This window comes from Plantactinospora sp. KLBMP9567, assembly GCF_033446045.1.
Lineage (GTDB): Bacteria > Actinomycetota > Actinomycetes > Mycobacteriales > Micromonosporaceae > Plantactinospora.
Map to the genome: position 1 here is coordinate 70,265 of NZ_JAWQRR010000061.1, position 20,000 is coordinate 90,264.

General features: G+C 73.2%; 12 protein-coding genes and 2 pseudogenes. 3 read left to right on the forward strand and 11 right to left on the reverse strand.

Going from position 1 to position 20,000, the window contains the following annotated elements; genetic code table 11:
• Positions 1-63 precede the first annotated feature (63 nt).
• Positions 64-309, forward strand: a complete 246-nt coding sequence (locus R6Y94_RS42275; RefSeq protein ID WP_318402770.1) for a mycoredoxin — start codon at positions 64-66, stop codon at positions 307-309.
• Between the two features lie 243 nt (positions 310-552).
• On the opposite strand, the pseudogene R6Y94_RS42280 reads toward R6Y94_RS42275, so the two are convergent.
• Positions 553-1,734, reverse strand: a pseudogene (locus R6Y94_RS42280) (MFS transporter); the annotation flags it as partial.
• A gap of 407 nt (positions 1,735-2,141) precedes the next feature.
• Here R6Y94_RS42280 and R6Y94_RS42285 point away from each other — a divergent pair.
• Positions 2,142-3,107, forward strand: coding sequence for a helix-turn-helix transcriptional regulator (locus R6Y94_RS42285; protein ID WP_318402772.1), 966 nt, complete (start codon positions 2,142-2,144; stop codon positions 3,105-3,107).
• A gap of 367 nt (positions 3,108-3,474) precedes the next feature.
• Positions 3,475-3,708, forward strand: a pseudogene (locus R6Y94_RS42290) (hypothetical protein); the annotation flags it as partial.
• A 281-nt stretch (positions 3,709-3,989) separates the two neighbouring features.
• Here the strand turns inward: R6Y94_RS42290 and nudC are convergent.
• From nudC to R6Y94_RS42340, 10 genes are all read right to left on the reverse strand, one after another.
• A complete protein-coding gene (gene nudC, locus R6Y94_RS42295; protein WP_318402774.1) occupies positions 3,990-4,961 on the reverse strand; it encodes an NAD(+) diphosphatase in 972 nt (323 codons plus the stop codon).
• Positions 4,958-6,283, reverse strand: coding sequence for a pitrilysin family protein (locus R6Y94_RS42300; protein ID WP_318402776.1), 1,326 nt, complete (start codon positions 6,281-6,283; stop codon positions 4,958-4,960). The genes nudC and R6Y94_RS42300 overlap by 4 nt, the downstream gene beginning before the upstream one ends.
• Complete coding sequence (locus tag R6Y94_RS42305; RefSeq protein WP_318402778.1) at positions 6,280-7,593, reverse strand: pitrilysin family protein; 1,314 nt, start codon at positions 7,591-7,593, stop codon at positions 6,280-6,282. Before R6Y94_RS42305 ends, R6Y94_RS42300 begins: the two co-directional genes overlap by 4 nt.
• Before the next feature lie 61 nt (positions 7,594-7,654).
• A complete protein-coding gene (locus tag R6Y94_RS42310; protein ID WP_318402780.1) occupies positions 7,655-8,608 on the reverse strand; it encodes a hypothetical protein in 954 nt (317 codons plus the stop codon).
• Between the two features lie 110 nt (positions 8,609-8,718).
• Positions 8,719-8,931 carry a hypothetical protein gene (locus R6Y94_RS42315; protein ID WP_318402781.1) on the reverse strand — a complete coding sequence of 71 codons (213 nt, stop codon included), beginning with the start codon at positions 8,929-8,931 and terminating at the stop codon, positions 8,719-8,721.
• A 291-nt stretch (positions 8,932-9,222) separates the two neighbouring features.
• Positions 9,223-10,551 carry a DEAD/DEAH box helicase gene (locus tag R6Y94_RS42320; protein ID WP_318402784.1) on the reverse strand — a complete coding sequence of 443 codons (1,329 nt, stop codon included), beginning with the start codon at positions 10,549-10,551 and terminating at the stop codon, positions 9,223-9,225.
• Positions 10,552-10,772: 221 nt separating this feature from the next.
• On the reverse strand, positions 10,773-10,976 hold the full coding sequence (locus R6Y94_RS42325) for a cold-shock protein (RefSeq protein WP_101369720.1): 204 nt from the start codon (positions 10,974-10,976) through the stop codon (positions 10,773-10,775).
• Between the two features lie 261 nt (positions 10,977-11,237).
• Positions 11,238-14,807, reverse strand: coding sequence for an ATP-dependent DNA helicase (locus R6Y94_RS42330; RefSeq protein WP_318402786.1), 3,570 nt, complete (start codon positions 14,805-14,807; stop codon positions 11,238-11,240).
• Positions 14,804-18,568 carry an ATP-dependent helicase gene (locus R6Y94_RS42335; protein ID WP_318402788.1) on the reverse strand — a complete coding sequence of 1,255 codons (3,765 nt, stop codon included), beginning with the start codon at positions 18,566-18,568 and terminating at the stop codon, positions 14,804-14,806. The genes R6Y94_RS42330 and R6Y94_RS42335 overlap by 4 nt, the downstream gene beginning before the upstream one ends.
• A gap of 144 nt (positions 18,569-18,712) precedes the next feature.
• Positions 18,713-19,915 (reverse strand): DDE-type integrase/transposase/recombinase, encoded by a 1,203-nt coding sequence (locus R6Y94_RS42340; protein ID WP_318402790.1) that lies wholly within the window; start codon positions 19,913-19,915, stop codon positions 18,713-18,715.
• Between the last annotated feature and the right edge of the window lie 85 nt (positions 19,916-20,000).

The window sequence follows — 20,000 nt, forward strand, 5'->3', positions numbered from 1 at the left end:
CCGACCGGGGCCGAACCGGCCGGGCCTGGCTGGGAACGATTGAGCACCGCGGAGGTCTCGACGATGTTGACGATGTATTCCACGTCCTGGTGCGGCTACTGCCACCGGCTCAAGTCACAGCTTGACCGGGAGGGCATCGGCTACACGGTGGTGGACATCGAGCAGGATCTGGCGGCCGCGGAGTTCGTGATGAGCGTCAACGGCGGCAACCAGACCGTGCCGACGGTGCGCTTCGACGACGGTTCGGCGCTGACCAACCCGTCGATCGTCGACGTCAAGAAGCACCTGGCCGCGCTCGCCGGAAGCTGACCCGTTCGGCGGTGGGCCCGGCGCGGCCCACCGCCGTCCGCGCGTCGCTCAGCGGGGCCGGCATCCCGGGGCCGGCGACGCCCCCGAGGACCGGCCGTTGGCCGGCAGCACCGGCGGCGTGACCCGGTCGGCGGTCACACCGTCGCCGATCGGAGTCACGGTGGGCACACCCGAGGCGGGTGGCACGTCGGGCAGGATCACATCGGGCGCCGGCACGCCGGGTCGGGCCGCCGTACCGGTGGCGGGCGGCGCGGAGAGTCCCCGACCCGCCCAGAGGTAGCCGGCCGCCATCGTCATCACCACCGCGATCACCACGAAGAGCAGCCGGTAGTCGACGAAGCCGACCAGCAGCGCGCCGGTACCGATCGAGATCGCCTGCGGGCCGCTGATCAGCGCCTCCGAGGCGGCGGCGACCCGGCCGAGCAGCGGTCCCGGGGTGCGGCGCTGGATCAGCGTGTTCAACCCGACGAACGCGATCGGCAGGCCGAAGCCGAGCAGCACCAGGGCGACGAAGGCCAGCCAGATCGTCGGGTACGCCAGCAGCAGCGCACCGGGCGCGAAGAGCGCCACCCCGACGGCCAGCGCGGCCAGCTCGCCGAACCGGCGTACCACGGCCGGGGAGGAGAGTCCGCCGAGCACACCGCCGATGCCCTGCACCGTGACCAGCACCCCCACGAAGCCCGGTTCCCGGCCCAGCCCCTGGTCCACGTACGCGAAGATCAGCGACTCGCTGAACCCCATCACCAGTACGGCCAGCGCGGCGCCGACGACCGCCCGACGCAACGCCGGCTCGCCGAGCATGTGTCGCAGTCCCGCACCGACCTCGGTCACCCAGCGGAGTTGGGCCGGGCCGGGCCTCCGCTCGGCGATCCGCAGCGCGGAGACCGCGCAGGCGGCGGCGACGAAGCCGATCATGCCGACCGTCGGCAGGGTCCAGCCGCCCGCCCCGGTGTAGAGGGCCGCCCCGGCCAGCGGGCCGACCAGCCGGAGGCCCTGCTTGACGGTCTGCAACGCGCCGTTCGCCTGGGCCATCAGCTCCTCGGGCACAATCTGTTTGATCAGCCCGTTCAGCGTCGCGCCGAGGGCGACGTAGGAGAGCCCGTACAGGGCGCCCACCACGTAGATGATCCAGACGTCGGTGCGGTCCCGGACCAGGAACAGCGGGGTGAGCACCACCGCGGTGGCGAGGTTGGCGACCAGGAAGAACGGGCGTCGCCGGAACCGGTCGACCACCCAGCCGACGATCGGGGCCAGGGCCATCGGCGCGACCATGGCGAAGATGGTGGCGCCGGCCATGCCGTCCGAACCGGTCAGATCCTTCACCCAGACGGCCAGTGCCAGAAGCATGATCGACTCTGCCGTCATGCTGCACACGAGCCCGGCGAAGAGCAGCCGGAAGTCGGGGCGACGCAGGATGGTTCGCATGCGAGGGGTCCCTTTCGAGGTGGCGGCGAGCCGCTCGGGGACCGCGGACACCCGGAGGTCAACGTGATCATCACCGCCGGGCGGCTCGCGGACGCCGGGTCGCCCGCGGCGGCTGTTCGCCGTACTGGTTGGGGCGCCTTTTCTCGGGGTGGCGTACGGCGTGGTCGTCGTGGTGGATATTCGTCGCGGTCGATGGTGGTGGGGGTGGCCGGTCGCGCGCGGGGCTCGATCGGCTATCCGACGGCAGGGCCGGAGGTGTCCCGGAAAGCCCTCTCCATTTAGACACGCCGTTACCATCCGACGGCATGCCGTGAAGAACGGGCGGCATACTGGACCGCCGGGGGCGTGACCTGGACGGTCCGCACCTGCCCGGCGACGGGCTCGAAGCGATCGAGAGCGAGGATCCAGTGCCTCCTGCTCAACCCAGCCCGATCCTGCGGCGACGCAGGCTCGGCACGGAACTGCGCAAGCTGCGGGAGTCCGCCAAGCTCACCGGCGACCAGGTCATCGAGGCGGTGGGCTGGGCGTCGGCGTCCAAACTGTCCCGACTGGAGAACGGCCGCAGCCGCCCCGACCTGCGCGATGTCCTCGACCTGCTGGACCTCTACAAGGTCACCGGGCCGCTGCGGGACGAGCTGACCGCGATCACCAACGAGGCCGGCGACATCCGGGGCTGGCTGCGCTCGTACGCGACGATGACGCCGCGGCAGCGCGGCTACGCCGAACTGGAGGCCGGCTGCGCGGAGATCCGCGAGTACAGCCCGGTGATCGTGCCGGGTCTGTTGCAGACCAAGGCGTACGTCAACCTGCGGATCCTCTCCTCGCGGCAGCTCGTGGACGACCCCGACACCGAGGACGCCGAGACCGAGGTGGCGGCCCGGATGGCCCGGCAGTCGCTGCTCACCCGCGAGGTCGAGCCGCCCCGCTATTCGGCGGTGATCGAGGAGGCCGCGCTCGGCGGTCGGGCCGGTCCGCGCGAGGTGCTGCGTGCCCAACTGATCCAGTTGCGCAAGCTCGCCGGACTGCCCAACGTGACGCTCCAGGTGCTGCTCACCGAGCAGACCATCGCGGACTGGTACCTGCCGCACACCGGGTTCTCGCTCTACCGCTTCGCGGAGCCGCAGGATCCGGAGACTCTGGCGATCGAGGGACTGGCCACCAACCTGATGGTGACCGACCACAAGGAGATCGCCACCTATTCGATGGTCTTCGAGTGGCTACAGGACGCGGCCCTCAGTCCGGACGAGACGATCACCTGGTTGACCGACATGGCGGGGCAGCGCTCGTCGGCCCCCCGGAAGCCGGCCAGCCGCGACCCGGGGATGCCGCCCACCCAGCGCAGTCGCCGCTCGGGCCGGCTGACCGAACAGTAGTCCCGGCCCAGCTCGGTCGGGCGCCGGCCGATCCGGTCGCCGGCACCGTACACATACGAGTCCGAAGCCGCCGGCTCCCGCTCGGGGAGCCGGCGGCTTCGCCGTACCCCGCAACGACGCCGACCCGGGGCTCGCCGTCGCATCGGCGGGCTGCTCCGGTCAGCTACGTGCCGACCTCGGATTTCACCGGCGAGGCGTTGACCCTGCGTCACCTGATCGGACGAGCAACTACTCCAATCGGCGCGTTTCACTTGCCCACCGGCCAAGAATGGGTGAACATAGCCGAAGGGGGACGTGGAAGTTCCACGAAACGGCTTCGTTGGGTAATCGCAGGATCATCGTCCGTCACCGGCCTTCGGAGACACCCATGCGGTTTCTAATCGTTCGCACGGACATCCGTGCTGCCGCTGACGACGAGCTGGCCGCTGCCTGGGCACAGGGGGAGCGCCTCCGCGACGAACAGACCTCTCCGGAACAGCGCCGTCAGATCGTCCGCGCCGAGGACCGGGACGCTGCCCTGGTGCTCGCCCGGGCGCTGTCCAGTGTGGGCGCGGTCCGGTCCGGACGGCAACGGGTCAAGGTGGTGCCGGTGGGCGAGCCCGACCGGCGGCAGCGGAACAGCCCGTTCCGGGACCAGGCCGGCGACCGGGTCCTGCCCGGCGACCCCCACGGGCCGGCCCAGTCCGGCCCGCCGACCGGCGGGGACCCGCAACCCAGAAACCTCGGCCCGCAGTCGAGGTTCGGTTAGACGACCGTCGTCGTCCGGGTGGCGTCCCCCGCCACGTACCATGCCTGACCCGGCAGCGACGGCCTATGATCTTGGCCCGTGATCGTCGCGGCAACGACGGTCGCGGGCCAAGATTTGGGCCCGGCGCGGCACGACTACCGGGCATCCTCCAGCCAACTGCGGATCAGGAACAGCGCGATCGACGATGGCGGCGGCAGCGCCAACCGGAGCCCGTCACCGACCTCGACCGCCTCCCCGGCCAGCACCGCGGCGATGTCCCGCCGGCTGAACCAGCCCGCGTGCGCGATCTCCGTCGGGTCCAGCCGGATCGGCCGCTCCGGGTCGGCGAGGGCGAAGAAGCCCAGCATCAGCGAGCCCGGGAACGGCCAGGACTGGCTGGCGACGTACCCGATGTGGTGCGGGACCAGGCCGACTTCCTCGGTGACCTCCCGGACCACCGCGTCCTCGGCCGACTCGCCCGGCTCCACGTAGCCGGCGAGGCAGGAATATCGGCGCAGGCCCCGCTCGGACCGCCAGGCCGCGTTGTTGCCGAGCAGGCACCGCCCGCCGGGGCCGGAGACCCCGTCGTGCACCAGCACGATCATCGCCGGATCGGTACGCGGCCAGAGCTGGTTGCCCGCCTCGTCCCGCCGGGACCAGCCCGCGTCCCCGACCACCGTGGACAGACCGGTCAGTGACGAGTACAGGTGCCGGACGTGCCAGTTCGCCAGCGCCACGGCGGTGGTGAAGAGGCCGGCGTCCCGGTCACTGAGCAGGTGGCCGACCTCGCGCAGGTTCGCCGGCCGGGTACCGGCCAGTTCCGGCAGCGGCGCGTCGACCGCGAAGACGGGTATCCCGTCCGGCTCGACGCCGAGGAAGAGCCGGGCGCCCGGAGCGCTGTCCCGGGCCGCGTCCGGGCCGAGCAGGATCAGCTCCGGCCTGTCACCGACCGAGCCGACCAGGGTCCGGCCGCCGTTCGCCACATCCACCAGCAGCACCCGGGCCCGCTGCCAGGCGTCGGCCAGCCACTGCGGGTCGGTACGCCGGTGCGCGGCGCGGTCGAGCGTGGACCGGGCCAGCGGTGGATGACCGGCCGGCAGGTCCGTCGGCGGTAGGCCGGAGGTCACGATCCCGCGGCCTCGGTCCGGACCGGTCCCAGCACGCCGAGCGGCGCCTCCACCTGGCCGGCGTCGCCGAGCACCACCGTGACCGCCCGGGCCGGAGCCAGATATTTCGCCGCCGCCGTCGCCACGTCGTCCCGGGTCGCCTTCGCCAGCCGGGCCGCGTGCTCGGCCAGGAACTCCAGCCGCAGCCCGGAACCGGCGTACGCGCTGGCCACCGCCGCCAGACCGGCCTGGGTCGAGATGCCGAGCTGGAGGGTGCCGAGGGCGTACTGGCGGGCCTGCTCCAGCTCGTCCTCCTTCGGCGGCAGCGAGGCCAGCCGGCCCAGCTCGTAGATCGTCTCCAGCAGAGCCGGCCCGGTCACCTCGGTGGCGACCTCGGCCGAGACCACCAGTGCCGACCCGGCGACCGAGTGCTCGATCGTCGAGTGCGGCCCGTACGTGTAGCCCTTGTCCTCGCGGATGTTCTCCACCCACCGGGACGAGAAGTAGCCGCCGAAGACCAGGTTGGCCAGTTGCAGCGACGCGTGGTCGGGATGGGTGCGCGGTACCGCCGGCAGCGCCAGCCGGACCGACGACTGCACCGAGCCGGGCCGGTCCATCAGCAGCAGCGGCCCCGGCTCCAGCGGCGGGGTCGGCGGCAGCTCACCCGGCGCCCCGTCCCCGGTCCAGCCGCCGAGGGTCCGCTCCACCGCGTCCAGCGCCCTCGCCGGCGCCACGTCGCCGACCAGCAGCAGGATCGCCCCGGTCGGCCGTACCCGGGCGGCGTGCAGGCTGCGCAACGCCGCCGGCCGGACCGCCTCGACCTGCTCCGGCTCCGGAGTCTGCACCGCGTACGGGTGCTTGCCGTACATCCGCTTCAGCAGCGCCTTGCGGACCAGGTGGGTCGGCTGGCTCTGCGCCATCCGGATCCCGTCGATCAGCCGGGCCCGCTCGGTGGCGACCTCGTCGTTCGGATAGCTGGCCCCGGTCAGCACCTCGGCGAGCAGCTCCAGAATCCGGTTCAGCCCGGTGGAGAGGCCCGTGCCGGAGATCATCAGCCGGTCGGCGTCGGCCCCGGCGGAGAGCCCGCCGCCCACCTTCTGCAACTCGGCGGCGAGCTGCACCGAGGTCATCGTCCCGGTGCCGGAGAGCAGCGTCTGGGACATCATCAGGCCCCGGGCCAGGTGGGCCCGGCCGAACGGCACCCAGAGCCGCAGCTCCACCAGCGGCACCGCCGGCCGGCGCAGCACGATCACGGTCAGCCCGTTGGGCAGGGTGTGCTCGACCGCGCGGGGCAGCTTGAGCTTGCGGTTCGGCCCGAGCGGGGGCAGCGTACGGACGGTCACCTGACACCTCCACCGGGGACGACCTCGACGGCGGCCCGGCGCTGCGGTCGCAGGATGGCGGCCGCTGCCCGCACCTGCTCCTCGGTGACCTCGCCGACCAGCCGGGGCAACTCGCCCAGTAGCCCCGGATCACCCCGCTGCTGCTCCAGTACCGCCATCTGGAGCGTCCGGCCGAGCACCGCGTCGGTCTCCCGGAGCAGGTGGGTCGCCATCCGGGCCTGGGTCCGGGCCAACTCGTCGGCAGCCAGCCCGTCGGTGGCGACCCGGTCGAGTTCCTCGTCGATGGTCTGCAGCACCTTCTCCACCGCGCCGTCCGGCGGCAGGTGGGCCTGCAGCACCAGCGCGGTCGGGTCCCGTACGTCGAACGGGTCGCCCATCAGCCCGAGGTAGCCGCCGACGCTGGTCACCGTGCGGTCCCGCAGCACCAGCCGCTCCACCAGCCGGGACGCGTCGCCGTCGGTGAGCACCTCGGCCAGCACCACGTACGGCAGGTAGCCGGCGAAGTCGCCGATCGGGTCCGGTACCCGCCAGGCCGCCGCCACCGCCGGCAGCGGCGCCAGCTTGTCGGTGTACGCCTGGCGCCGCTCCCCGGTCAGGTCCGGCTCGACGAAGTCCGGTCGGGCCGGGGCGGGCCGGGCCGGCACGTCCCCGAAGTGCCGCTCGATCAGCGCCGTCGCCTCCGCCACGTCCAGGTCACCGCCGACCGCGAGTACGGCATTGCCGCAGGCGTAGTACCGGTCGAAGAAGTCCGTCGCGTCGTCGATGCTCGCGCTCTCCAGGTCGTCGAAGGAGCCGTACCCGTCGTGCGCGTTGGCGAACGTGTCGAACATGACCGGCGGCAGTCGCAGCCACGGAAAGCCGCCGTACGGCCGGTTCAGCACGTTGACCCGGATCTCCTCCTTCACCACGTCGACCTGGTTGCGGAGGTTCTCCTCGGTCAGCCGCGGCCCGCGCATCCGGTCCGCCTCCAGGAAGAGGGCCCGCTCCAGCGCGTTGCTCGGCAACGTCTCCCAGTAGTCCGTGTAGTCGAGGTGGGTGGAGCCGTTGAAGGTCCCACCGGCACCCTGGACGTGCCGGAAGTGCGCAAGCTTCTCCAGGTTTTCCGAGCCCTGGAACATCAGGTGCTCGAAGAGGTGCGCGAAACCCGTCCGGCCCTCCGGTTCCGACCGGATGCCCACGTCGTAGACGACCGCCACACCGACCACCGGGGCGCTGCGATCCGGGGCCAGCACCACCCGCAGGCCGTTGTCGAGGGTGAACCGCTCGACCGAATGCTTCGTCGCTGGAATTCTCGATCTTCCCGCCGCCACGAACCGACCCTAGCGCGTCCGGTCACCACCGGTGGCGGGGCTCGGCGTACCCGCACCCGGCTCAGGCGGGACGGACCGAGGCGAGAGCGTGCTCGACCACCCAGTCGAATTCCCGATGGGTGCCGGGTATCGAGATGTAGAGGATTGCGGCGGTGGACCGCCCCACGTCGATGCAGGCCACGGCGGCCAACTCGTCGGTGGCCCGCAACTGCGGCCGCTCGAAGTGCAGCCGGAACACCGAGACCCAGGCCGGCCGCCCGCCCAGCGTGGTCCGGCCGTCCCGGATCGACTCCATCCGGTTCGGCTGCGGGTAGTACTCGGTCCGCACGTCGGTCGCCACCTGCCGACCGACGCACTCCAGGTCGAACGTCAGGGCGTCGTTCTCGGCCGCCGGGACGGCCGCCGACAGGATCGAGGCGTGGTAGTCGCTGAACCCGTCGTACTCCCGCTCGGTGACGAAGTGCTGCCCGACCTTGTACGGCACCTCCAGCGTCCCGGCACTCCACACCGTCAGCCACGGCTGCCAGGGTGCGCCGTAGCTGGCGTACGAGATCCCCGCCTCCGGGTCGACGGTCCGCTCCCCGCTCAACGGCTGCCCCGGACCGGCCGGCGGGACAACCGGATCCGGGTCCGGCTCGGTCGGCCCCGGCGACCCGGGTACCCCCGGCGACGGTGTACCCGGGGCGGCCTGGCCCGACGAGCCGGGCAGCGGGCACTTCCTGGCCAGCGGGGGCCGCACGTCCGTCGGCGCTTCCGGCCGGCTCCACAGCGGGTCGACTCCGCCGGACATGGTCAGCCCCAGCACCACCACCAGGCCGATCACCAGTACGCCGCCGGCCGCCCCGGCGAACCACCACAGCCGACGGTCCCGACCACCCGTACCACGGGGTGGTTCGGGCAGTTCCGGTTCCGGTGCCGGTGCGGGCAGGCCGATCCGGGTGACCGCGCCCGCCGCCCAGGCGGCTCCGGGCCGGGCCTCGGTACCGTCGGTCGCACGCGGGGAGTTAACCGGCATGCCACTAGTGAACACCACCGGCAGCCCGGTCAGCCGACCCGGCGGGAGGGCGGGCACGGGGGTTCGGGCTGTGTCCGTGCCCAACCTTCAGGTCGGCGATCCTGACCAGCTCAGCCGTCCCCGGCGACAGTCATCCCGATCTCGTCCCCGGACGACGTCCCCACCGTCGAGTGCATCTCGACCACCTCGACCTCGGGCGCCCCGGCGGCAAAGCCGTACCACGGGGTGAACGCGACGAGCGTGGCGAGGAGCAGACCGCTGACCGCGAGCGCGAGCACCACCAGGATCTCCCGCGTCGAGCCCTGACCGACACGCACGGTCATCGCAACCTCCCCCATCGCGACCCGCCCCCGTGGTCGCTGGTTCCCCAGGACAGGATGGCCCGTCGATGGTTACTCCGCAGTCGCCCATCGGACCCGATCAGGTGTATTCGCGGGCATAGTTGCCCTGACCGATCGGCGCACCGACCGCGCTACCCACTCGGGACGCGCAGACAAGGGTCAACGCGGCCTCACCCGGCGTCACGACACCGGGACTTCCACGGCCACCCGGGAGGGCGAACGGCCGAGGCGGGACCGAGGCGTGGGCGAGAGCGGGACCGAGGCGTGGGGCGATCAGGCGGCCCGGCGAAGCCGGCGCGAGCGCGACGCCCGGCGAGCCCCACCGTTCGCGGAGCGGGGCTCCGGCACCCGCGCCGAGGCCGTCGTCGCGGGTGTCGACCGGGCCGACGTCACCGGTGCCGGCCGGGCCGTCGTCGCCGAGAGCGGAATCCCGGACGGGACCCGTGCCCCGGTGAGCTGCACCAGTGCCTGGTCGCCGGGGCGGACCACCAGGGTTTCGGGGCTGATCCCGGCGTCGTTGAGGAGTCGCGCCACCTCGCGGCGCTGTTCGGGTAGCACCAGGGTCACCACCCGGCCGGACTCGCCGGCCCGGGCCGTCCGGCCGCCCCGGTGCAGGTAGTCCTTCGAGTCGGTGGGCGGGTCGACGTTCACCACCAGGTCGAGCCCGTCGACGTGGATACCCCGGGCCGCCACGTCGGTCGCCACCAGCGCGTTCACCTGACCGGACTTGAACTGCTCCAGGGTACGGGTCCGCTGCGGTTGCGACTTGCCGCCGTGCAGGGCTGCCGCCCGTACGCCCCTGGTCAGCAACTGCCGGGCCAGCCGGTCGGCGCGGTGCTTGGTACCGACGAACATGATGACCCGACCGTCCCGGGCCGCGATCTGCGCCGCCGCCGTCGTCTTGTCCGCGGCGTCCACCTGGAGGACGTGATGGGTCATCGCGGTGACGGTGGCGGTCGTCGGGTCGACGGAGTGCGACACCGGGTCGGTGAGGAACCGGCGGACCAGCCGGTCGACGCCCCGGTCCAGGGTGGCCGAGAAGAGCATCCGCTGCCCGCCCGGCGCCACCTGACGCAGCAGATCGGTGACCTGCGGGAGGAAGCCCATGTCGGCCATCTGGTCGGCCTCGTCGAGCACCGTGATCGTGACCTCGTCCAGCCGGCAGTCGCCCCGGTCGACCAGGTCGGCGAGCCGTCCGGGGGTGGCGATCACCACCTCCGCGCCGGTTCGCAGCGCCGCCGCCTGCCGGGTCAGCGAGAGTCCGCCGACCACCGTGGCGCAGCGCAGCCCGAGCGTGCGGGCGTACGGGGCGAGGGCAGTGGTCACCTGCTGCGCCAGTTCGCGGGTCGGGACCAGGACCAGCCCGAGGGGGCGGCCCGGCCGGGCCCGACGCCCGGCGGTACGGGACAGCAGGGGCAGGCCGAACGCGAGCGTCTTGCCGGAGCCGGTACGGCCCCGGCCGAGTACGTCCCGACCGGCCAGCGAGTCGGGCAGCGTGGCCGCCTGGATCGGGAACGGCGTGAGGATGCCGTTCTCGGTCAGCGCGGCGTGCAGTCCGGCGGCCAGCGGCGCGTCGGCGAAAGAGTGGATGATGCGGGTCATTACGGACCTTCCTCGATGCGGTACGTGTCGAGGAAGGTCACCGGCGCCCGCCACCGGCGGCTCAGCCACCGGCGGCGGTGCGCCCGGCGACCGCAGCCACGGACCGGGAGATACGCGGGAGCCAGCCCGTGCCGTCGGGCGCGGGCTGGCCGCGTCACCACGCCGGTCTGGGCGCGGTGGTCGAACTTCGTCTCTGGGCTGACGCCACAGAGGGCGCTGGGTCAGATCGGGCGGATGTTCTCCGCCTGCGGGCCCTTCTGGCCCTGGGTGACCTCGAACTCCACCCGCTGGTTCTCGTCCAGGCTCCGGTAGCCGGAGCTCTGGATCGCGGAGAAGTGGGCGAAGACGTCGGCGCCGCCGCCGTCCGGGGTGATGAAGCCGAAGCCCTTGTCGGCGTTGAACCACTTCACGGTGCCAATTGCCATGTGTTTCGTCTCCTGACGGAACGTTCGGTCCGCACCTGTTGCGGACCGAATAGTTGCCCACCGTGGCCGGTGGGCCGCTGTCGCTCTGGTCGCCCCGCCCGGAGAACTCCGGACATAACAAAGAGCGCCTACGGTCACAATCCCGCAGGCGCACACAGAGTCTCTGGGAACCAAAACTGCAACGCCGCAACGTTAGCACACCACCGGCCCGGTCGGGCAGGATTCCGGCAGATCAATCGGATGCCCCTGTCCTGAGCAGGCTCAACCGCCCACCGCCGCCTCCGGCACCCGCGCCAGCAGCGCGGCCAGGCCGTCGGCGTCGAGCAGGTCAGCCGGGCGTACGGTCACGTTGTCCCGTACGTAGTGGAAGGCCGCCCGGACCCGGTCCACCGGCACACCCGCCAGTTCCGCCCAGGCCAGCCGGTACGCCGCCAACTGCACCGCGGCGGCGTCCGCCTCGACCCCGGTCGGCTGCCGGCCGGTCTTCCAGTCGACCACGTCGTACCGGCCGCCGGGGAGGGTGAAGACGGCATCCATCCGGCCCCGGACCAGCAGCCCGCCGATGGAGGTGGCGAACGGCACCTCCACCTGGACCGGAGTGCGCTCCGCCCACTCGCTGGCCAGGAACCGCTCCTGCAACTCGGCCAGCGCCTCGTCCGGCGCGGCGTCCGAGTCGGCCGCACCGGGCAGTTCGTCGACGTCGAGCAGCCGGCTGATCCCGTACCGCTGCTCCAGCCAGGCGTGGAACGCGGTGCCCCGCCGGGCGTACGGCTCGGGGCGCCGGGGCATCGGTCGGCGCAACGCGCGGGCCAGCGCCGCCGGGTCCCGGCGCAGCGTCACGAGCTGCGAGACCGACAGGTGGCCGGGAAGCGCCACCTCGACCGGCCCGGAGCGGTGGGCGAGCATGTCCCGCTCGGCGAGCAGCAGTTCCGCCTCGCGCCGCCAGGCCGCCGCGGCGGCCGCCGCCTCCGGATCGACCGGCGGCAACTCCTCGCCGGCGGCATCGTCCACCGGGCCGGAATCCGGCTCTCCCGCGCGGCTCTCTCCGGAATGGGCCGTCCCGTCCGCCGGTTCGACGGGGTCGTCCGCGCCGTCCGCCGGGTCGTGTGCGCCATCCGCGCCGAGCACCAGGTCGTGTGCGCCGTCAGCGCCGTCCGCCGGGGCGGCGGGGTCGGGGGGTCGTTGTCCGGACATCAGGCGGCGGACCAGGGCGGCGGCCTCGGCGAGTACCGGGCGTCGGGCGCCCAGCGGGTCGGCCGGCCACTCGGCCCGGAGCACCACCTCGGTGGTCGGGTTGGTGGCGTCGGCCGCCGGCTCGGCTGCCCAGGCGTCGACCACGAAGCCGCTCTCGCCGGCCTCGGGCGTGGTCAGGCACCACTCGTACACCTCGGAGAGGAACGTCGACGGGCCGCGTGGTCGCTTCGTCCCCTCGCCCCACCAGTAGCCGGAGCAGAGCAGCAGCCGGCGCGGCCGGGTGACCGCCACGTACGCCAGCCGGCGTTCCTCCCGCTCGTCGTGCGCCCGCCAGTCGTCGGTGAAGGTGGCCAGTGCCCGGGCCACCGCCTTCTGGTCGTCGGCGTCGTCCAGGGCCAGCCCGGGAAGCCCGTCCACGTCGCCGCGCAGCGGGAACGGCAGCACCCCGAGGCCGAGCAGATAGTGGTCCGAGCCCCGGGCGGTACCCGGCCAGACACCCTTGCTCAACCCGGCGACCGAGACCACGTCCCACTCCAGGCCCTTGGCGGCGTGTGCGGTGAGGATCTGCACCGCGCCCTCCACCACCTCGACCTCGCCCGGGGAGAGTCCCCGCTCCTCGTCCTCGGCGGCGGCGAGGAAGGCCAGGAAGGCGTGCAGCGGCGCGCCGGCCGAGTCACCGGCGAACCGGGCCGCCACGTCGCCGAGCGCGTCCAGGTGCCCCCGGGCCAGGCCGGCGTCGCCGCCCCGGCCGTCGCTGCCGGCGCGTACCGCCACCTCGACGTCGAGGCCGATGGTCCGCTCGACGTCGGCGAGCAGGTCCGGCAACGGCTGGTCCAGGCGGCGCCGGAGCAGGCCGAGTTCCTTGCCGTACGCCCGCAGCCGGGCATAGCCCTCCGCCGAGTACGCCTGCGCCGGACCGAGGTCGGCCAGCGCCTCGACCAGGGTCGCCTCGTCCAGCCGGTCGGTGACGATCTCCGGCTCGGAGTCGTCGTCGGACCGGGGTAGTTCCCGGCGAGCACGGGCGATCGCGGTGGCCCGGCGGTGCAGGGCGACCAGGTCACGCGGGCCGATCCGCCAGCGTGCCCCGGTCAGCAGCCGGAGCAGCGCGGCACCGTCGGTCGGGTCGGAGAGCACCCGCAGGGTGCAGACCACGTCCCGCACCTCGGGGGTGTCCAGCAGTCCGCCGAGCCCGACCACCTCGACCGGCAGTCCCCGGTCCCGCAGCGCCGCCTCGATCGCCGGGATCTGGCTGCGCAGCCGGACCAGCACCGCCGTCGTCGGCCGGGCCAGCACCGGAATCTGCTCCGGCAGCGCGTCCGGCATCCGGGCCGCGCCCCGCCAGGCGGCCAGGATGCTGTCGGCGATCCAGTCGGCCTCGTCGGCGTACGTGTCGAGCAGCGCGCAGTGCACCGTGCCGCCCGGGTATCCCCGGCCGGTGCGGCCCGGGATCTCCTCGTCGACCCGGAACGCGGCGGCCAGCTCGGCGACCTGGGCCCCGGCGGCGCGCAGCGGCGCGGCGAGCCCGTTGGCGACGTCCAGGATCTGCGGCCGGTTGCGCCAGCTCGTGGTCAGGGTGCGCACCTGGGCCGGGGTGCCGTCCGGCTGGGCGAACTCGGTCGGGAACCGGTCCAGGGTGCCGGCGCTGGCGCCCCGCCAGCCGTAGATCGACTGGCACGGGTCGCCGACGGCGGTGACCGGGTGACCGCCGCCGTAGAGCGAGCGGAGCAGCACCACCTGGGCGTGACTGGTGTCCTGGTATTCGTCGAGCAGCACCACCCGGTAGCGCCCGCGCTCGATCGCGCCGACCTCCGGGTGGTCCCGGGCCACCAGCGCCGCCCGGGCGAGCTGGTCGCCGAAGTCCATCGCCTCGAAGTCGTCCTTGCGCTGGGCGTACGCCCGGACCAGCGGCAGCAGCCGCAGCCGGAGCTGCTGGACGTGCAGCGCCTTGCGTACGTCGGCGTAGACCCGGCCGGGTCGGGACTGCACCTCGGCGAAGAACCGGCCGGTCCAGGCGGCCAGGTCGTCCGGGGTGACCAGATGCTCGGCCAGGTCGGCGGCGAGCGCCAGCACGGCGTCGGTGACGGTGCTCGGCTGCCGCTCCACCTCGGACATGTCCCCGTCGTGGTTGCGCACCAGCGAGTCGACGATCTGCCAGCGGGACGCCTCGGTGAGCAGCCGGGTGGACGGTTCGTACCCGCCGCGCAGGCCGTGCTCGGTGACGATCCGGGCCGCGTACGAGTGGTACGTCGCCACGGTCGGCTCGCCGCCGAACGGGTCGTCGTCGCTGTTGCGGCTGTTGCGGCCGAGCCGGCGCACGAGTTGGCCGAGCCTCGTCCGGATCCGGGTGCCGAGTTCCCCGGCCGCCTTCCGGGTGAAGGTGAGGCCGAGGACGTGCCCGGGTTCGACGTACCCGTTGGCGACCAGCCAGACCACCCGGGCGGCCATCGTCTCGGTCTTGCCGGAGCCGGCCCCGGCGACCACCAGCAGCGGTTCGACCTGCGCCGAGATGATCGCGGCCTGCTCCAGGGTGGGTGCCGGCAGCCGGAGCAGCTTGGCCAGCTCGACCGGGGTGTAGCGCGGTCCGGCGTCGGCGACCCGCTGGGTCGGAGTCGAGGTGAACAGGGAGGGCTGGGTCACCGACGCTCCCCGCCGCCACGCTGTCCGGGCGGTTTGGCCGGGCCGCCTGCCTGCGGGCCGGCTCCGCGCCCGCCCGGCGGTGTGCCGGTGTCCGGGCGGCGCCGGGTGGGCGGCTCGACGACCTGGCGACCCTGCCCGGAGATCGGGCAACTGCTCCGGACCGGGCAGACCCGGCACTTCGAGTTGGCGACGGCCGAGAAGGTGGCCGCGGCCATCGTGTCGGCGGTACGCCGGACCATCGCCCGGGCCCAGCTAGCCGCCTCCTCGGCCGCGCCGGCCGGCGGCTGGACCTGCTCCTTGGCGTCCTGGGTCGGCGTACCGAGCTGCACCAGCGCGGCGCCGCCGGACTCCATCCCGGCACCGAGGTCGGTGAAGGCACCCGCCTCCACCGCCGCCTGGTACGCGCCGAGCTGCGGATGCTCGGCCAGCTCCGACGCGGTCACCGCAGTCGACTTGCCGGTCTTGAGGTCGATCACCACGAGCCGGCCGTCGGCGTCCACCTCCAACCGGTCCACCCGGCCGGTCAGCTCGATCGGCCGCCTCGGGTCGTCGAGGCGTACCGCGAACTCGTGCTCGATCGCGAGCAGCCGGCGCGGGTTGCCGGCCAGCCAGCGCAGCAGCTTGTCCACCATCACCTCGGCGCGGGCCCGTTCGGTGCCGGCCATCCAGCGGGCGGCGAGTTCGATCACGTCGAACCGGGCGGCCACGTACTCCAGCAGTTTGCCCCGGTCGGCGCTGGCGTCCTCGGCGAGCATCGCGGCGGCGTGCACCAGGTTGCCCACTCCCTGGGCGGAGCTGGCCGGCGCCTTGCCGCCGTGCCGTTCCAGCAGCCAGCGCAGGCTGCACCGCAGCGCGCTCTCCATCCCGGACGGGGTGACCCGGACCGGTTCGCCCTCGTCGACCAGCGGCCGGTCGTCGGAGAGCGGTCGCAGCCCCCACCAGTCGTCGGGGTGCGCGCCCGGCACGCCGGCGACGGCCAGCCGGGCCAACTCCTCCGCCGCCGCGCGCCGCCGGGCCGGCGACGCCTCCGGGTCGGTGACGGCGGTACGCAACTCGGCGACCAGCGCCGACAGCGTCAACGCCCGGGGCGGCCGGCCGACGGGCAGCGCCGGTACGTCGTCGGCCACCCCGTCCACCTCCTCCACGGTGGCGCCGTTACCACCCAGCGTGCCCTCGCCAGCGGTAACGGGGCCACCCTGACCATCCGCCCCCGCCGGTCCGCCACGGCTGTCCGCCCCCGCCGGACCCCCGCGACCGTCCGGCCCCGTCGGGTCCTTCGGTCCTTGCCCGCCGTCCGGTCCGCGACTGCCGTCCGGTCCTTGTCCGCCGTCCGGTCCGCCACTACCGTCCGGTCCGCCACTGCCGCCCGGTCCAGGTCCGCCGTCCGGTCCGCCACTACCGTCCGGTCCGCCACTGCCGCCCGGTCCAGGTCCGCCGTCCGGTCCGTTCCTGCCGGTCGGGCTGTCGCCGTCGTCCGGGCGCTCGACCGTCGGGCCGAGTTCGTAGAGGAAGCGGCTCGGCTGCTCCTCGTGGTCGACAACCCCGACCGCCGCCGAGGCGACCGCGCTGACCAGCAGCTTCCGCCGGGCCCGGGTGGCGGCGACGTAGAAGAGCCGCCGTTCCTCGTCCAGCATCGCCGAACTCTGCCCGACCAGCGTGGCCGCGACCCCGGCCCCCTCGCCCCGGCCGGCGAGCAGGTCGACCAGCCGTTCCGAGCCGAGCAGGCTGCCGCGCAGCCGCAGGTCCGGCCAGATCCCCTCCTGTACGCCGGCCACCGCGACCAGGTCCCACTCCAGCCCCTTGGCGGCGTGCGCGGTGAGCAGGCGTACCGCCTCGCCCCGGTCGGCGCTCGGCGCGAGCGTGTCGGCCGGCAACTGCTGCCCGAGCACGTGGTCGAGGAAGACCTCGGTACGCGCCCCCGGCAGCCGGTCGACGAACCGGGCCGCCGCGTCGAAGAGTACGACGACGGCGTCCAGGTCCCGGTCGGCCGCTGCGGCCCGCCAGCGCAGCCCGCTGTCCTGCGCCCCGGCGGCGGTACGGGCCCGGGCCAGCGCGCCGGACCAGCGCTCGGCGAGCCCGCTGGCCCGCCACACCGCCCAGAGCACGTCCTCGGCGGTCGCCCCGGGCACGGCGGCAGCCTCCCGGGCGGCGGCCAGCAGGTTGGCGACCGCCTGGGCCGGTGCCGCCCAGCGGCGCTCGATGGTGAGTAGGTCGCGCGGGTCCCGCAACGCCTCCACCAGCAGGTCGCCGGAGGGACGCCGGTCTCCGCCGGCCAGCGCCAGTGCGCGTAGCCCCTGCCGGAGCCGCCGCTCGGCCAGCGGGTCGGCGCCGCCCAGCGGCGAGTGCAGCAGCGTCACCGCCGCCTCCTCGTCCAGCCGGTCCGGTTCGAGGGCGCAGCGCAGCAGCAGCAGGAACGGGGCGACCGCCGGTTGCAGGTGCAGCGGCAGGTCCTCGGCGTGCACCACGGTCGGCACCCCGACGGTGTGCAGCGCGCGCTGCAACGGCGGAAGTTGCAGTGTGGTGGAGCGGAGCAGCACCGCCATCTTCGACCAGGGCACCCCGTCGAGCAGGTGCGCGGAGCGCAGCGCGTGCGCGAGGTAGGCCGCCTCGCTGGTGCCGGAGCGGAAGGTGCGGATCTCCACCGTCCCCGGCTCGGCGTCCGGCACCGGGTGCAGGTCACGGTGGGCCACCGGTCCGCGCAGCCGCCGCGCCAACCGCCGGGTCGCGTCCAGCAACCCCGGCCCGGCCCGGTACGACGTGTGCAGCACCAGCGTCCGTGCCACCGCACCGGAGACGGTACGGAACCGGTGCGGGAAGCTGTGCACGATCTCCGGGTCGGCGCCCCGGAAGGCGTACGTGGACGAGTCCGGGTCGGCGAACGCCACCAGTGGCTTGCCGCCGCCGGCCACCAGGTGCAGCAGGTCCACCTGGGCCGGATCGGTGTCGGCCAGTTCGTCGACGTAGACGTGCGCCAGCCGGGCCCGTTCGGCGTCGAGCAGGTCGGGGTCGTCGGTGAGCAGGCCGGAGGCGGCCCGGACGAGTTCGGCGGGATCATAGGCGACCGAGCCCCGGGTGGTGACGTCGCGCAGGGCGAGCACGGCGACGTACTGCCGGAGGAACCGGGCGGCGGCCGGCCAGTCGGCCCGGCCGAGCCTCTCGCCGAGCCGGGCCAGCTCGACCGGCCCGACGCCCCGCTCGGCGGCCCGCATCAGCAGGTCGCGGAGCTGTTCGGCGAAGGCCCGGGTACGCAGCGCCGGCCGCAACTCCGCCGGCCAGCCGACCGGGTCCTCGATCTCGTCCCCGCTCTCGGGCTCGGTGTCCTCGGCCCCGACCACCCCGAGCAGCTCCCGGATGATCAGATCCTGCTCCGGGCCGGTGAGCAGTCGCGGGGACGGCTCGCCGCGTTGCGCCGCCGACCTGCGCAGCAGCCCGAAGGCGTACGCCGGGAAGGTCCGGACCAGCGGTTCGTGCAGTACCCGGTTGGTGGCCTCCGCGACCCGGGCCTCAATCCGGTGCCGCAGTGCGGTGGCCGAGCGGCGGCTGAAGGCGAGCACCAGGACGCGCTCCGGGTCGACGCCCTCGGCGACCCGGCTGACCACCGCTTCGACCAGGGTGCTGGTCTTGCCGGTACCCGGTCCACCCAGGACCAGCAGCGGACCGTCGGTGTGTCCGACCACCTCCCGCTGCACGGGGTCGTCGAGTCGCGCCGGCCCGGCCTCGGCCGGCCGACGGACCAGCCGGTACGCCTGCACGCCGCCCATCACACCACGCCGCTCCGACGAGCCCCCCTCAGGTACGCCCCGCGCGCCTCCCCCGGATCCGGGTCAAGATTCTTGGCGACCTGTGGTCCGCCACCAACTGTCATGTCCCGGTAGATGTGTCAAGGGTGTGTCCCGGGACATGTGTCAGTTGATGATGTTCGATATTGGGGTGAGGCGTGTGTAGGTCTTCTTGTCTCGTGGGGCGGTGGTGTGGCCGATGGGGTCGATGGGGTGGCCGTTGCTGGCGTAGACGGTGATGTGGTTGCCGTCGCGGATGGCGGTGACGGTGTGGCCGCGCCAGATGCAGCCGAGACCGATGCGGGTGTAGCCGACGTTGATTGCGCCGGTGTCGGAGACGGTGGGGTGGTGGACGGTGGCGTCGGTTTGGATGGGTAGGGCTTGTGGTCCGCCGTGGTGGGGTGCGGTGGTCCAGGCGTGGTGTGGGGTGACGCGGCCGGGTAGGGCGCTGTGTCGGCGGTGGTGGTTGTAGTGGTGGCGGTAGGTGTCGAGTAGGCGTTGGAGTTGTCGCAGGGTGTGGGGTTGGTGGGGTTGGGCGGTGAGCCATCTTTTGAGGGTTTGGTGGTGGCGTTCGACTTTGCCGCAGGTTTGTGGGTGGTAGGGGCTGGAGTGGATGAGTCGGGTGCCGTGATGGTGGACGGTTTCGGCGAACGGGGACGGGCCGGCGTTGTCCTTGAGGAGTCGGTGGGTGAAGATCGTGCCGTTGTCGGACAGGACGATCGCGGGTGGGCCGTGGTCGGTGAAGGCCCTGCCGATGGCGGCGATCGCGGCGGTGCTGGTCTCGGCCGGCGCGGCCCGGCAGGCGACGAGCATGCGGGTGCAGTCGTCGAGGACGTCGAAGACCGCGACGAGTTGGCCGTTGGCGAGGCGGATCCTGGTGGCGTCGATCTGGTAGCAGTCGCGGGGCTGGGCGTAGGCGAAGCGGCGCCAGGTGCCGCGGGGTCGTTTCGCGGGGTTGCGGTCGAGCAGGTCGTGGCGGGACAGGACCCGGTTGATCGTCGACCGTGACGGCACCCTCCAGCCAGGGTCGGTGAACGCGTGGATCAGCAACAGCTCGTCACGGATCTGGTCCGCGCCGTTGTCGACACCAAGATCGTTGCGGAGTTTGCAGATCCACGCGTCGAGCTCCGGCGGGGTGATACCAGGACTGTGATGCGGCCGGCGGGATCGCTCCCGCCAGACACCCTCGGCCTGTACCCGGGCGCGGTGCCGGTAGAAGGTGCGTGGGTTGACGTTGTTGTCATCGCACCACTGCTGCACGTTGTCGATCCGCACGCCCGCCGCGAGCAGGGCGTCCATCGCGGTCATGACCTGACGTCGATTCGCCATGCCCAGCAGTCATACCGCCCACCAGACCGATCATGTGACACATGTACCGGGACACAACCTGCGACAGATGTCATGGGACTGAACA